A 13,321-nucleotide genomic window follows, 5' to 3' on the forward strand; every position below is an offset into this window, starting at 1 on the left:
GATACCGTGCCGGCCACTCTCCCTCGCGGGTGCGGACACACCAGTGATAGCTACGGCCTCTTTCCCCGCGCGCACCCAATCTTAAGCCGAGCACTTGTTTGCTGCGCGACAGCGCAGCGTCGGCGACGCGGCGGGGACTCCCTCGCCACAAGGGCCAACTTTCACCCGTCAAATCGCGGCAACATGCTCCAGGCTGTTCAAGACATTAGGCTTGCCAGCCTCCTGCGCCAACGCCACACACTTCAACGCCAGGATCATCGTCGGATCAACAAGCGCCACCCTATGCCCGTTGATCTCGAACGCCTCGCAATGCCCCAGCACCAGCGGCAACTCCGTGCACCCCAGGATCAGCACGCCCGCGCCCAACTCACACAAATGCTCGGTCGCCAGTAGCAACTGCTCCTTGCAAAGGCCTTGCGTGAAGCCGGCCTTGATACCCCGCGGTCCGTAGATAGCGTCCATGACCATCGCCTGATAATCGACACCGGGCGTGAGGACCTGGAGCCCGGCATGGCGCGCCGCCTGGTGATAGACCTGGCTCTGCACCGTACCGGACGTCGCCAGCAGGCCAATCGCCTGGCCCGAACCATAGGTGCGCGCTATCCACTCCACCGTCTCGCTCAACATGTTCACGATGGGCACCCTCAAGTGCGCCTGGATGCGCTCGACGAAGGCATGGGCGGTGTTGCAGGGAATCGCGATGGCGTTGGCGCCGGCGCTTTCAAGACGTTTGCAGGTGGCATACATCGCCATCGTCGGATCGGACTCGTCCCGCAGCAGGCTGGCCGTCCGATCCGGTATCTGCGGGTTTTGCTCGACCACCATCTTGATGTGGTCCTGGTCCCTTCCCGCCGGCGTGTTGGCCACCACCTTGGCCATGAAATCCACCGTGGCAGCAGGCCCGACGCCGCCCACGATGCCCAGCTTGAACGGTGGGCGCCTGGGCTGCTGGTCTAGCGTCGCGAAGTCGGCGTAGATCTCATTGATATCCAGCACGGTAATCCCGCGACGCTGCAAGTCGGCACACACCAGGGACAGCTCGGTCATGCCAGGCAGGATCACCGTCGCCCCCTGGGCCTGCAACGACAGGCACGCCTGGTAGACCGCTTCAAGCGGCGCGCCCTCGAGGTGACCGTCCTTGATGCCGTTGAGACCGTACATCGCCTCCATCAACTTCGCTTGAGTGTCTGCGTCGGGGTAAACAATCTGGAAGTCTTTGGCAAAATGTCGCTCGAACAAGCCGCAATGGCGCACGAAGTCGGAGGCGATCACCCCCAACGTCGTCCGGGGCGACACCGTATGGCGGACGTGCCGGGTCAAGGCCGCCATCATGTCCAGCACCGGAATGCCCAGTTCCTCCTCGATTTCAGCACGAAAGGTATGGCTGGCGAAGCACGGAAGCATCACCGCATCGAAGCCACTGTCCTCGAACGACTTGCACACTTGGAACACATAGAACTTGCGCGACGTCATGCTCGCGCCCTGGTCCAGCGGCAGCAGCACGTCCTTGAAGGGGTGCTGCTCGAACAGGAAATGGTAGCGCCCCTGATCCTCGAGCACCGCCCGGGACTTGACCAACTTGTAGAACAGATCGCCACCGGCCAGTGACCCAAGCCCGCCAACGATACCCAACTTGCGCACCACACTAACCTTGCGACTCGACTTCGCTTTAGCCTTCATGAATGTCTCCTCAAGCCACCGGCACCGGCTCGGATCGCGACCGAATAGGAGCATGTACATCCTCGTCCTCGTCGGCTTCTTCGGGGGGTTCGGACTTGGCGACCACCGCCGTGGCAATGCTGTTACCCACCACGTTGGTGGCGGTGCGGGCCATGTCGAGGAACTGGTCGATGCCGATGATCAACAGCAACCCCGCCTCGGGCAGATTGAACATCGGCAACGTGGCCGCGACCACGACCACCGAAGCCCGGGCGACACCGGCCATGCCCTTGCTGGTGATCATCAACGTCAGGAGAATCAGCATTTGTTGAGTGAAACTCAAATCGATGTTGTAGGCCTGGGCGATGAACAGGATGGCGAACGCCTGGTACATCATCGAACCGTCGAGGTTGAACGAATAACCCAACGGCAGCACGAAGCTGGACACGCGTTTTGGCGCGCCAAACTTCTCCAGCGCCTCGATGGTTTTCGGGTAGGCGGACTCGCTGCTGGCAGTGGAAAAGGCCAGGAGAATCGGTTCGCGAATGAGCTTGCCAAGGTGGAAAACCGAGCGGCCAAGGAACAGGTAGCCAGCACCGAACAGCAACACCCAAAGGATCAAGATCCCCAAATAAAACTCGGCAATCAACTTGCCGTAATCCACCAGCAACCCAAGCCCCTGAGTCGTAATGGCCGAGGCGATGGCGGCAAACACCCCAATCGGCGCGAAGGCCATCACGTAGTCGGTGATCTTGAACATCACCTTCGCCAACTCCTCGATGGAGTCGGTGATCCGGGTGTGGCCCGCCCGCTTCACGCCCGCCAATGCAAAGCCGAAGAACAGCGAAAACACCACGATCTGCAGGATCTCGTTGTTGGCCATCGCGTCGGCAATGCTGCGGGGAAACACGTGGCCTATGAACGCCTTGAGACTGAAGTCACCGGTATTGACCGGCACGACCACAGCCGCATGCTGGGCCACGTCCATGTTCAGCCCGGCACCGGGTTGGAACAGGTTGACCAGCCCCATTCCGCTCAACAGCGAGACGACCGAGGCGGTGACAAACCAGGCCATCGCCCGCGCCCCGATCCTGCCGACGGAACGGGAATTGCCCATGCTGGCGATACCGCCCACCAGCGTTGCGAAGACCAGGGGCGCGATGATCATCTTGATCATGCGCAGGAAAATATCCGTGACCATCGAGAAGTAACTGGCGATCTCTTTGGCACTTTGCTCGCTCCCTGCGAAATGGTGACACGCCCAACCGACCAGCACGCCCAGGGCAATGCCCATTGCAATACGACGTGGGAGCTTATTCTTCTTCACGGTGCTGTCCTCAAGTAGTTCTTGGAGTTTTTTACTTGGCAGAATCGATTCTAAGGAGCGGACTCAAGAAGATGATGAGTAATCCAGCTAGCCCCATGCGCTTTTGGAATAGTTAGCGAAAGGCCGCGCTATGCCGGGAGATCGCGCAGTAAAATCGTGCTCTCACCGCGGGAGTTCTCGATATGCAACTCAAATGGCTGGACGATCTTCTGGCGATTGGCGAATGGAAAAACTTCTCCCGCGCGGCCGAGGTACGTTGCGTGACGCAATCGGCCTTGTCCCGGCGTATCCGTTCACTGGAGGAATGGGTGGGGGTCAAGTTGGTGGACCGGGGCACTTACCCTGTCCAGCTCACTCCCGCGGGGGTCACCTTCTGCGATGAAAGCCGAGAGGCGCTCGCCGGGTTATTGAGGGTGCGCTCGACCCTGCGGGACGTGGAACGCATGCCCGGACGCTCGATCCAGATCACCGCCGGCCACAGCCTGTCGATGACCTTCCTGCCCAAGTGGCTTTCGCAGTTCCAGCCACACAACGAACAGTTCAACGCCCGGGTGGTGGCCGCCAATATTCATGATGCCGTCATTGCACTGGAGGAAGGCAGTTGCGTCTTGATGATGGTCTACCACCACTCGCTCGCCCCCATCCTGCTGGACCCCGAGCGGTTCGGCAGCCTGGTGCTCGGCCACGATGCGTTCATCCCCCTGTGCGCGCCCAACCGCAAGGGCGAACCGCTGTTCCGCCTGCCCGGCCGCGCCGGCAAACCGGTGCCCTACCTGGCGTACACGGCAACGACGTTCCTCGGTCGCGTCGCCGACATCGTCATCAACAACGGCCCTGAACCGATCGCGCTGGAGCGCTGTTATGAAGCGGACATGGCGATGCTACTGATGCGCATGGCCATCGAGGGCTACGGCGTGGCCTGGTTGCCGCAGAGTGCGGTGGCCGACGAGTTGGAGCGCGGGCTGTTGGTGCGGGCCGGTGGCGAACAATGGAGCACGCGATTGGAGATTCGCTCGTACTGTGCGCTTGCCAATCGCAACCCGACGATGCGCAAGCTGTGGAAAACGTTGGAAGGGGCTTCGTTGCAGCGGCCGGGCAGCGCGCCCTCTGCGCCCACGGAGGCGAATTGATCAACGTTACTCAAGCACTGCTCACAAGTTTTACTGTGGGGGCGAGCTTGCTCGCGATGACGGCAGCACATCCAGCCACTCATCAACTGACCCACCGCTATCGCGAGCAAGCTCGCTCCCACAGTGGATTTAGGGTGTACGCACTGTCTGTGAACACCCCGGAAAAAACTGTGGGAGCGAGCCTGCTCGCGAAGACGGCAGCACATCCAACCTCTCTACCAACTGACCTACCGCTATCGCGAGCAAGCCCGCTCCCACAAATCGCTGGCTGCAAAGGATGGTGAGTCAGGCAGGTGACCTTAAGAGATCACCCACTTCCATTACGACGCCAAAATCTGCGCCTGCAACCGCCGCCCAATCACATCCAGCAAATCACACCCGTCACGCAGGGGAATCGCTAGCACTTGGGCGAAATCATGGAGTACCACCGCATCCGTACTGATGTCGGAACGCATGGCGAGGTTTTCCAGTAACTGGGTGACAGCGGCAATGCGGTAAGCGGCGGTGTCGTGCAGCACGTCCAGCGGCGCTTCTGTGTCGATCAAGAGCGCGTGGAAATTGTTTTCGATACCGGTGATGGGCATGTAGCGGGACATGAGGGGTTACTCCTGCGGGGATGGGAGGTCAGTGGCGGATTGGGATGCCGCTGGCAAAGGGAGCGAATCCGGGATCGAGCTTCGGATATTTAGCAGGAGATGTTCGTGGGTGACGCTAGACGAAAGCCACCTTGGATTGGTTGTGGTTTTCGGAGGGTTGGGGGTGAGCTTTTTCATTTGGCTAACTTCCTGAGTAAGAGAAATATCTGCCAGCATCACTTCCACACGATGGGTGGCAGCTGTACGCGGGTGTGGAAGACCGGCACTCAGGAACCCGGCGCGCCCTAGGACGCCCCGCGTACAGCCGCCGTAATTTAACAGCAGACATAAGAAAAGTGCCTGCTTTAAATTTTGCGGCGCTACGCGCCTCTGAGTCAGGGCTTCCACACCCTGCCGCTGAATTTGCAGCGACGGAGAGAACTTAGCGCATGGGGTGATCGGGTGGATAGTCAGCGGAGAGCGACGCGTCTTGAGGGAAATTTCCGATGGGGGTGTCCGGCGTTGGACTCAGTAGTTCAGTTGATGGGACGCAAGAATGATTTCGATACGAATGAGCGCGCAACGCCATAAGCGAGAGCTGAGGTTTCATCGTATGGTTGAACGCACCCGTACTGCCCGCAAGCCAAACGAAAGGGCTGACACAGGGTCTTTTTTATACATATAGAATATGCATAATGACAACATTCAGAATTCAATATGATCCAGCAAAAAACGTCGCGAACAAGAAAAAACACAAGGTGAGTTTGGCTGATGCCGAAGCTGAGTTTTATGACGAAATGGCTCTTGAGCGAGAGGATAATGATCACGATGAAAAACGGTGGATTATCATGGGGCAAGACGCCTGCGGTCGTGTACTCGTCGTTGCATACACCTACCGTGAGCCAAATTTCGTTCGCCTTATCAGCGCACGACTAGCCTCCAAAAAAGAACTGCGTCAGTACCTAGGAGGTTGAACCTCATGAAAGAAGAATACGATTTCAGCACAGCCAAGCGTGGGGCGGTTGCCAGCAGCAAAGGCAAAACCCGCATAACCATCATGCTTGATGATGACGTCATCGAGGCCGCTCGCGAACGCGCCGAAAGTGCTGGTACTGGATATCAGACCATCATCAACAATTTACTGCGTCAGGCTCTGGTATCTGAAACTGCCCACAATCTGGCACCGGCAGCCCAAAAGCGAACCCGAACAGTCAAACCCTATGCAAACGGCATTACCCGGTCCGATGTGAAGGATCTGGAAAAGCGACTAGCCGCTATGACTGAAGAGCTGCACAAGATGGTGGACGCATCTAAGCCCGGTAAAGCCAAAGCATCGGTATGAACTGAGAAGATCCGATTTACTCAGGGGCAAGGCACTGTCTTAACTCAGTGCCTTCACCCAGACCGACAATAATCCGCTTGCCCATTTTCTCCCCCACCTCCAACGCCTGCCCATCCCGCTGCTTCCCCCGCCGCGCCAACCCCACCAGTCGAGGAATCAACTCCCCTTCCGGCAAGTGCCGCCAGAATCGCCCCGGCATGTGCTGACGCAGCGCCTGGGGATTGAGCCGCGCCGGGTTGAAGATGTGCTTGTAATAAGTTCGCCACAGCTCCGCGCCGGGATCCTCGGCGTGACGCGCCCAATGCTGCCATTGCTCGGGGCAACGTCGCCGGTAATCCAATGACTGCCCATCAAAACGGATGCCGTCGCGCGGCGTTGCGATCAGCCAGCGTTGCTGTCCCAGTCGCTCGGCAAAATGGCCGCTGGCGCTTTCGAGGATGTCGTGGGCGGGCTGATGAAAAGCGACCAGATCCAACTGCAGTTGCTCGGCCAATGGCTGCGGCAAGGGAATAAAGCGCACGAAGGCATGCAGGTGATGAGCCTCGCGTTGCACCTGCTTGATCCGCCGCTGCAATTCACTGCCCAGGCGGTCGCCGGCGAGCATGGCCGTGCGGTCGCCATGGGCAACCCGCCAAAGCACTTCGTACAACAGATTCCAGCGTTGTTCGCCCTGGTAGCGGCCAGCCTGTTCGAGCTGAGTCAGCAAGGCCGCAGGGACCCGCGTACGGAACGGGCCAAGCCCTTGAGGCAGCGCTGCCGGCACGGCCAATAGATCGGCCATCGGACCTTGGGCCCAAGTGACATCGCTCGGGTCGATACCGGGGCCAAGCAACGGTCGAGCCTGGTCGCGCCACGTGGAGAAATCATCCTCACAATCCAGGGCAATCACGACCACAGCCCCATCTGTTCTGGCCGCTGGGGGTCGCGCAACCGCGCCCGTAGCAAACCGCTGCGCACCTGGGCGTCGTCAGGCCGGTAATCGCTGGTCACAATGCACGGTCGCGCCTTCTCCAGCACGCACCGCAACTGCACCAGGTCGTCATATCGCACCCGTCGCTCCCGGCGCAGAGCAACCAGACGTTGCACGCTACGCAGGCCAATCCCCGGAATACGTGCCAGCAATGCGGGTTCGGCGCGATTGATATCCAGCGGGAACACCTCACGATTGGCCAGCGCCCAGGCCAACTTGGGGTCGATGTCCAAATCCAGGTTACGGGTTTCACTCAAAAGCTCCCCCGCCTTGTAACCGTAACCGCGCATGAGAAAGTCGGCCTGATACAGCCGATGCTCCCGCAACAACGGCGGTGCCGACAGGGGCACGCTGGCGGGGCTGTCGGGAATCGGGCTGAACGCTGAATAGTAAACCCGTCGTAAACCGTACCCCTGGTAGAGCGACTCGGCGTTGCTCAGGATGGCGTGATCATCAGTGGCATCCGCCCCCACAATCACCTGCGTGCTCTGCCCGGCCGGGGCGAAACGCGGCGCTCGCGGCTCGCCGACTACCGCCTGTTGCCCCTGATGGATGGTGCCCATGGCCTGGCGAATGGTCGTCAATTGCTTCTCTGGCGCCAGGCGCTTGAGGCTGACATCGGAGGACAACTCGATATTCACGCTCAAGCGATCAGCCAACCGCCCCGCTTCCTCGATCAACAGCGGATCGGCATCGGGAATAGTCTTGAGGTGGATATAGCCACGAAACTGGTGCTCCTCCCGCAACAACCGCGCCACCCGTATCAACTGCTCCATGGTGTAATCGGCCGAACGAATGATGCCGGAACTCAAAAACAGCCCACTGATGCAGTTGCGACGATAAAAATCCAAGGTCAGCCGCACCACCTCCTCCGGCGTAAAACGCGCCCTCGGCACGTTGCTGGAACGACGGTTGACGCAATACTGGCAGTCGTACAGGCAAAAATTGGTCAGCAACACCTTCAGCAAAGAAACGCAACGTCCGTCCGGCGTATAGCTGTGGCAAATGCCCATGCCATCGGTGGCCCCCAGCCCCTCACGACCACGGGAGCTACGCTTGGGAGCACCGCTGCTGGCGCAGGAAGCGTCATATTTGGCAGCGTCGGCAAGAATGCCGAGCTTGGCGATCAGTTGCATGGAACGCTCTCGAATACTGGATATAAATACAGTATTTTGAGGCACGCCGAGATGCAAGCGCCGTTGGTCATTTCCGCGACATAGGTCATGCCAACGGGATGGGCTATAATCCGCCCATCAACGCGATTTGAGGTCCAGCCCATGGGCAATGTCAGCCTTGAAACCAAAAAGGCCTACGCCGCGAGAACACGTAGATCCAACTACGCGGCCAGCCTCCGTCTGGAAGGTTTCAAAACGACCTTCGCCGACGGCGAACACAAAATGCCAACGCGTGAAGAGGTCTTGAAGGCCTTCACCCAGACCAGAACCTGATGCCTGATAAATATGGAGTCGGTGAAGACGCTTATTGCTATCCCGGCTCCACGGTCCTTCGCAACAACTCGATATCCGTGACGATCCGACCCTAAGCGAAGCCGAACAACAGCTCTCGGCCATCGCAGCGGACAACGTCGAATTCGGCCCTCCTCCCTACAGCCTGGCCTACCTTCAAAACATTCATCGAATTCTCTTTTCGGACTTGTTCGAATGGGCTGGAGAGTTGCGCACCGTTGGCATGTCCAAACAAGCCACCCGCTTTTGCCAACCTGAGTACATGGAGAAGGAAGCCAATAAAATCTTTGCCAACATGGCCGAGGCAAACTGGTTCGAGGGCATGGAAAGGGCTGAGCTGATCGTCGCCGTTGCAGAGGCCTATTCCGACATCAATGTCGTACACCCCTTTCGCGAAGGCAACGGTCGTGCGCAGCGGATTCTGTTTGAACACCTGATCATGAACGCCGGGTTTGAAATCAGTTGGTGGGGGATTGAGAAGGACGAGTGGATCTACGCCAATATCGCGGCTTACAACTGCGTCATGGGGCCGATGGAGTTGGTGTTCGAGAAGTGCATTGGCAAGACCATTCAGCCATAAAACGTGACGTCTACTCCGGATAGACGCTCGTCCAATCCCTCGTCCGATCCAGACAATTCTATGCCCCACGTACTGTAATCCCCTCGCGCCGCTTCAGCGTAGTCACGATGATGGGTATAGCAACTTCTCAAAGCCTCGGCGAACCTAACTATCCCGCTAAACCACATCGATTCGTAGCAATTTTTAAGCAACCACTACCTTGTCCAGCCTGCTGCTATGCTTAGGTCTTCTCGAACGGAGTATATCGTACGGAAACCGGTACGAGATTTACTTCAATTCGCCCTGCCCCGTAGAGCAGTTATTTCAAGGATGGCATGCTCAAGCCAGCTCAATAGACCATGAGCCCCGCTTTTCCTGGTTACCGTAACGCTGGAACCACCTACCGTCGTAGAAGCCACTTCCTTCCTGCTGCAGTGTCGCGGTATAGAGATAGTCCTCCTCCTCAATCTCTTGCCGTATTTCGAACTGCCCCTCAGCAACTTGTCGAGCGTGATAGGTCACACGGCTACCAAACTCGTCGACATACTCGATGATCATTGCTTCCTCGCGTACCACCACCTGACAGGGATTAAGCTTTTCGCGATCAACACCATCGGTAGTGTGGTACATGCGTGAATCTGGAAAAATCATAACGAATTCCTATTTTTATGGTTTGCTTGGCACCAACCACTTTATCCTCAATCCATACACACGGCATCGCTGGTTAACCCGCCGAGGGGTTTGATCAGATGAGCTACTGCCTCCCGGTCACGGCTCAAGCTAGCCCCCATCACATCTTCAAAGCTTGGAAAAACAACCGCGCCAATGAGGACACCTGGACAGCCTTCAACTGGGGAGGCATGGAGTCGCATTAAGTAAAGAGCGGCACCGCCGATATACGCTTCAGCGCAGCGTTCGTGAGGAGGGAAAAGGGAATGAGGCGGCCCACCAGGCTCGCCGCGCTTTGTACACGAAACACGGACCTTGGCCCGACTCGCAGGACGATACTGCAGATTCAGTGACCACCCCTAATGTTGACACATAGGAGGTAGTCGCTCTTTTCACATGAGCGAGTAACGAAGCATGAAAACTCTCAATAAAATTTTGATCTTAACGCTCCTTACCCAAGTCGCGGCATGCGTAAGCAAGCCTTCAAGTGCGTACGATAGTGGATGGACTGAAAATACCAACGAGGACGCCTACAGCAGTTGCGGGCGCTACCGATGGGATAATAAGTTCAAGGAACCTTCGGTATTACAAAATCTTGTTGCGTCAGGCGCCCTCTCCAGCTCACAAGCACAGCGAGCGGAGAAGCAGGACGTACGCGTCGGTGATCCAGAATGCCTAGCCTATGCGGCCTATGGTTTGAATCGAGCCAAAATTGGGTTTCAGAGAAATGAAAAAGGTCAGGTCACTGAAAAAACTGCCACCTACCTTTGCTTCAACAGTGCGCCGGCCTGCTCAGGTATCCGTGTTCATTTCGCCGATGGAAAAGTCTCCCGTATCAGCACGGTGAGTGAGTAATCCATTCTGTCGCTCATGAACAGCGGGGCATCGAAGCATTGATAGGCTTCGTGCATATGCCTGACAAGCCGCCAATGCGATCAGGCCCACGGTCGACGGCATCGCTGATGCCGATAACTCATTGAGCCTGCACGGTCACGTTAGGAAAAAAGGGGACGGATTTATTATCCCGTTACCGAAACAAAGCTAATCAGCAAGCAGCAAAAAGCCGCCTCATCGGCGACTAATTATCTTGCGAATAAATATCTGGTGACTAAGCCTTCAGTTCTTCTGGTGTATGCGTCTTGAGCCAATCGGCCAAAGCGGCGTTCATCCGTGTTTGCCAGCCCGGGCCAGAAGCTCTGAATCTCTCCAGCACGTCAGCATCGAAACGAACATTGACGTGCTCTTTAGTGGTTACCGACTTGGGTCGACCACGCTTTGGCTTGAGCATTTCCTTTGCCTGGGCTTTGCCAAACAATCCAACAAGCACCTCGCTGGCTGGTTTGGCCTTGGCAAAGTCTTCGGTCGACCATTCGGGATTTGCCGTATCGACCCTCTCAGGACTGGGTTTCTTGGTCATAATTTTTGACCTCCCGTTTGTTGGCTTTTCGAAAGCTGATGACGTGCAAACGGAAGTCCACGTTCTTCGACGTTGCGAGCGTCTTTGGCTGGGTCATAGGTAAGCTGCATGCAATTATCGTAGCCACATTAAAATCGCCAATACAAGGTGCGCGTTGAAACGCTGACCGAGCATGCGCCCTGTCTGGTTGTTATCAAAGATTGAGTGGCCAGGCTTGAGAGCCCGGCAAGTACCCGACAAGCATCCCTGATAAACTGCGGCCATTCGCCCCAATGACTCAGATTCCCAATGTCCCTACAAACCGCCCCACTGTCCCGCCGCTTCTCCGTCGCCCCCATGATGGATTGGACCGACGCCCACTGTCGCTTCTTCCTACGCATCCTCTCCAAGCACGCCCTGCTCTACACCGAGATGGTCACCACCGGCGCCCTGCTCAACGGCGACCACGAACGCTTCCTGCGCCACCCCCCATCCGAACCCCTCCTAGCCCTGCAACTAGGCGGCAGCGTCCCGACCGACCTCGCCGCCTGCGCCCGCATGGCCCAGGAGCCCGGCTACGACGAGGTTAACCTAAACGTCGGCTGCCCCAGCGCCCGGGTGCAGAACAACATGATCGGCGCCTGCCTGATGGGCCATCCGGGTTTGGTGGCTGACTGTGTGAAAGCCATGCGCGATGCGGTGTCGATTCCGGTGACGGTCAAGCACCGCATCGGGATCAATGGGCGGGACAGTTACGAGCAGTTGTGTGAGTTTGTCGGGACAGTACGCGAGGCAGGTTGCACGAGTTTTACCGTGCATGCGCGGATTGCGATTCTGGAGGGGCTGTCGCCGAAGGAGAACCGTGACATCCCGCCGCTGCGTTATGACGTGGCCGCGCGGTTGAAGGCGGATTTTCCGGAGTTGGAGATTGTGCTCAACGGCGGAATCAAGACGCTGGAAGCCTGCCACGAGCATCTGCAGACCTTCGACGGCGTGATGCTGGGACGCGAGGCTTATCACAACCCGTATCTGCTGGCCGAAGTGGATCAGCAGTTGTTCGGCAGCACTGCGCCGATCATCTCTCGGGCCGAGGCGCTGGCGCAGTTGCGGCCTTATATCGCCGATCACTTGGCCGCGGGTGGGGCGATGCATCACATCACCCGTCACGTGTTGGGGCTGGGGACCGGGTTCCCGGGGGCGCGGCGGTTTCGGCAGTTGTTGTCGGTGGACATTCACAAAACCAAGGATCCGTTGGCGTTGCTGGATCAGGCGGGGCAGTTGCTGGAGGGGCGCTGACACGCGCAAGTTGACGCAAACGCGCTTGGTTGGAAATACGTAACTTGCATTTAACCCAGCACTCGCCTCCAAAAGGGTCGATTGGATCCACAATACTCGCGCCTTGCTCCAACAGTATGTAAAACTGTTGTGCCATCACGGATCACAAGGACGAGTATCCCCATGCAAGGGCAACATCCGCTTATTGAAAAGCTTTTTGAATTCGTCCATGCCGAGCGCGATGCGAACCTTCATCAACTCCTGCAAACCTGGCAGCGCCCGTTACATCAGAAGCTTGAAAAGGGCCTGACCCAAGGCTTCACGCATCTTGAAAAAGCCGACAAGGCTACTTGTCTTTGGGCGTATCTCGATGACAGCGAATCGCGCTTTCGTGAAGGGGACATGCTGCGCTTGCACTTGGGCGATCCGTCCACAGGGTTGTTATGCGCCCGAATGACGTTTGAGCGTGAAGAGGACGGCCGTTGGTTACTGAGCGAGAAACTGGCCAATACAGTCTGGGACAACTATCAGGACGGACCTTGCTACGCCGACATGGACGCGTTGGACCTGACGCCTCGCTATGAAAAGGCCTTGGAAGATATCGCCGATTCGATCAATGCCGATAACATCATTGTCCCGTTGCTCGGCGATGCGCCGGTCATCACATTCAACGACGCAGATCTGGATTACGCCGAAAGGTTCGCCATCAAGAACAAGTGTAACGAGCATCAGGCCCGGGCCGTTGCCATGGCTTTTGCCGCCGAGCAGATTGCTTGCATTCAAGGCCCGCCAGGGACAGGCAAGACCCGTGCCCTGGCGCTTATCGCCCAATTGCTGGTAGAGCGTCACGAGCGGGTGTTCGTCACCTCCCATACGCACATGGCTATCAATAATGCCCTGGCAAAGATTGCCGAGCGAAAAATCCCAACCGTGAAGACTGTCTCATATACACA

14 protein-coding genes and 1 pseudogene are annotated in these 13,321 nt (G+C 57.6%); 8 read left to right on the forward strand and 7 right to left on the reverse strand.

The features are described 5' to 3' along the window. Window positions 1-168: 168 nt before the first annotated feature. Together cuyB and HGO40_RS28510 are read right to left on the reverse strand one after the other, a co-directional pair. Entirely contained in the window at window positions 169-1,680 is a 1,512-nt protein-coding gene (cuyB, locus tag HGO40_RS28505) for a cysteate racemase (RefSeq protein ID WP_250965765.1), read from the reverse strand. 10 nt (window positions 1,681-1,690) lie between these two features. Further along, window positions 1,691-2,986, reverse strand: a complete 1,296-nt coding sequence (locus HGO40_RS28510) for a dicarboxylate/amino acid:cation symporter (RefSeq protein WP_250965766.1) — start codon at window positions 2,984-2,986, stop codon at window positions 1,691-1,693. A 182-nt stretch (window positions 2,987-3,168) separates the two neighbouring features. Between HGO40_RS28510 and HGO40_RS28515 the strand changes: the two genes are divergently transcribed. Continuing rightward, window positions 3,169-4,116, forward strand: a complete 948-nt coding sequence (locus HGO40_RS28515) for a LysR family transcriptional regulator (protein WP_250965767.1) — start codon at window positions 3,169-3,171, stop codon at window positions 4,114-4,116. A gap of 320 nt (window positions 4,117-4,436) precedes the next feature. On the opposite strand, the gene HGO40_RS28520 is transcribed toward HGO40_RS28515, so the two are convergent. Then, window positions 4,437-4,712: a hypothetical protein gene (locus HGO40_RS28520; RefSeq protein WP_250965768.1), complete on the reverse strand. Its 276-nt coding sequence runs from the start codon at window positions 4,710-4,712 to the stop codon at window positions 4,437-4,439. A gap of 674 nt (window positions 4,713-5,386) precedes the next feature. Between HGO40_RS28520 and HGO40_RS28525 the strand changes: the two genes are divergently transcribed. Then, the gene (locus HGO40_RS28525; RefSeq protein WP_250965769.1) at window positions 5,387-5,665 is read left to right on the forward strand and encodes a BrnT family toxin; all 279 of its coding nucleotides are present in this window, start codon (window positions 5,387-5,389) and stop codon (window positions 5,663-5,665) included. 5 nt (window positions 5,666-5,670) lie between these two features. Then, window positions 5,671-6,033, forward strand: a complete 363-nt coding sequence (locus HGO40_RS28530) for a BrnA antitoxin family protein (protein WP_250965770.1) — start codon at window positions 5,671-5,673, stop codon at window positions 6,031-6,033. Window positions 6,034-6,049: 16 nt separating this feature from the next. On the opposite strand, the gene HGO40_RS28535 is transcribed toward HGO40_RS28530, so the two are convergent. Together HGO40_RS28535 and HGO40_RS28540 are read right to left on the reverse strand one after the other, a co-directional pair. After that, complete coding sequence (locus tag HGO40_RS28535; protein WP_250965771.1) at window positions 6,050-6,928, reverse strand: TIGR03915 family putative DNA repair protein; 879 nt, start codon at window positions 6,926-6,928, stop codon at window positions 6,050-6,052. Then, entirely contained in the window at window positions 6,919-8,139 is a 1,221-nt protein-coding gene (locus HGO40_RS28540) for a putative DNA modification/repair radical SAM protein (protein ID WP_250965772.1), read from the reverse strand. The genes HGO40_RS28535 and HGO40_RS28540 overlap by 10 nt, the downstream gene beginning before the upstream one ends. A 141-nt stretch (window positions 8,140-8,280) precedes the next feature. Between HGO40_RS28540 and HGO40_RS28545 the strand changes: the two genes are divergently transcribed. Further along, window positions 8,281-8,451 carry a YhfG family protein gene (locus tag HGO40_RS28545; RefSeq protein ID WP_250965773.1) on the forward strand — a complete coding sequence of 57 codons (171 nt, stop codon included), beginning with the start codon at window positions 8,281-8,283 and terminating at the stop codon, window positions 8,449-8,451. Further along, window positions 8,451-9,049 (forward strand): annotated as a pseudogene (locus HGO40_RS28550) (putative adenosine monophosphate-protein transferase Fic). The gene HGO40_RS28545 and the pseudogene HGO40_RS28550 overlap by 1 nt, the downstream one beginning before the upstream one ends. Before the next feature lie 318 nt (window positions 9,050-9,367). Here the strand turns inward: HGO40_RS28550 and HGO40_RS28555 are convergent. Next, on the reverse strand, window positions 9,368-9,679 hold the full coding sequence (locus HGO40_RS28555) for a hypothetical protein (protein WP_250965774.1): 312 nt from the start codon (window positions 9,677-9,679) through the stop codon (window positions 9,368-9,370). A 432-nt stretch (window positions 9,680-10,111) separates the two neighbouring features. Here HGO40_RS28555 and HGO40_RS28560 point away from each other — a divergent pair, with 432 nt between their 5' ends. After that, window positions 10,112-10,552, forward strand: coding sequence for a hypothetical protein (locus HGO40_RS28560; protein WP_250965775.1), 441 nt, complete (start codon window positions 10,112-10,114; stop codon window positions 10,550-10,552). 253 nt (window positions 10,553-10,805) lie between these two features. Here the strand turns inward: HGO40_RS28560 and HGO40_RS28565 are convergent, their stop codons facing one another. Continuing rightward, window positions 10,806-11,114 carry a BrnA antitoxin family protein gene (locus tag HGO40_RS28565; RefSeq protein ID WP_250965776.1) on the reverse strand — a complete coding sequence of 103 codons (309 nt, stop codon included), beginning with the start codon at window positions 11,112-11,114 and terminating at the stop codon, window positions 10,806-10,808. 288 nt (window positions 11,115-11,402) lie between these two features. Here HGO40_RS28565 and dusA point away from each other — a divergent pair, with 288 nt between their 5' ends. Together dusA and HGO40_RS28575 are read left to right on the forward strand one after the other, a co-directional pair. Then, entirely contained in the window at window positions 11,403-12,389 is a 987-nt protein-coding gene (dusA, locus tag HGO40_RS28570; RefSeq protein ID WP_250965777.1) for a tRNA dihydrouridine(20/20a) synthase DusA, read from the forward strand. A 162-nt stretch (window positions 12,390-12,551) separates the two neighbouring features. Then, window positions 12,552-13,321: AAA domain-containing protein (locus tag HGO40_RS28575; protein ID WP_250965778.1), on the forward strand; the 770-nt coding region annotated here is incomplete at its 3' end.

This window comes from Pseudomonas sp. CG7 (assembly GCF_023701885.1).
GTDB classification, from domain to species: Bacteria; Pseudomonadota; Gammaproteobacteria; order Pseudomonadales; family Pseudomonadaceae; genus Aquipseudomonas; species Aquipseudomonas zanjanensis.

Excerpts from the sequence above, each read along its gene's own strand:
- dusA (WP_250965777.1), top strand. The coding sequence starts at position 11,403 with ATGTCCCTACAAACCGCCCCACTGTCCCGCCGCTTCTCCGTCGCCCCC.
- HGO40_RS28545 (WP_250965773.1), top strand. The coding sequence starts at position 8,281 with ATGGGCAATGTCAGCCTTGAAACCAAAAAGGCCTACGCCGCGAGAACA.
- HGO40_RS28540 (WP_250965772.1), bottom strand. The coding sequence starts at position 8,139 with ATGCAACTGATCGCCAAGCTCGGCATTCTTGCCGACGCTGCCAAATAT.
- cuyB (WP_250965765.1), bottom strand. The coding sequence starts at position 1,680 with ATGAAGGCTAAAGCGAAGTCGAGTCGCAAGGTTAGTGTGGTGCGCAAG.
- HGO40_RS28525 (WP_250965769.1), top strand. The coding sequence starts at position 5,387 with ATGACAACATTCAGAATTCAATATGATCCAGCAAAAAACGTCGCGAAC.
- HGO40_RS28530 (WP_250965770.1), top strand. The coding sequence starts at position 5,671 with ATGAAAGAAGAATACGATTTCAGCACAGCCAAGCGTGGGGCGGTTGCC.
- HGO40_RS28565 (WP_250965776.1), bottom strand. The coding sequence starts at position 11,114 with ATGACCAAGAAACCCAGTCCTGAGAGGGTCGATACGGCAAATCCCGAA.
- HGO40_RS28515 (WP_250965767.1), top strand. The coding sequence starts at position 3,169 with ATGCAACTCAAATGGCTGGACGATCTTCTGGCGATTGGCGAATGGAAA.
- HGO40_RS28555 (WP_250965774.1), bottom strand. The coding sequence starts at position 9,679 with ATGATTTTTCCAGATTCACGCATGTACCACACTACCGATGGTGTTGAT.
- HGO40_RS28560 (WP_250965775.1), top strand. The coding sequence starts at position 10,112 with ATGAAAACTCTCAATAAAATTTTGATCTTAACGCTCCTTACCCAAGTC.
- HGO40_RS28520 (WP_250965768.1), bottom strand. The coding sequence starts at position 4,712 with ATGTCCCGCTACATGCCCATCACCGGTATCGAAAACAATTTCCACGCG.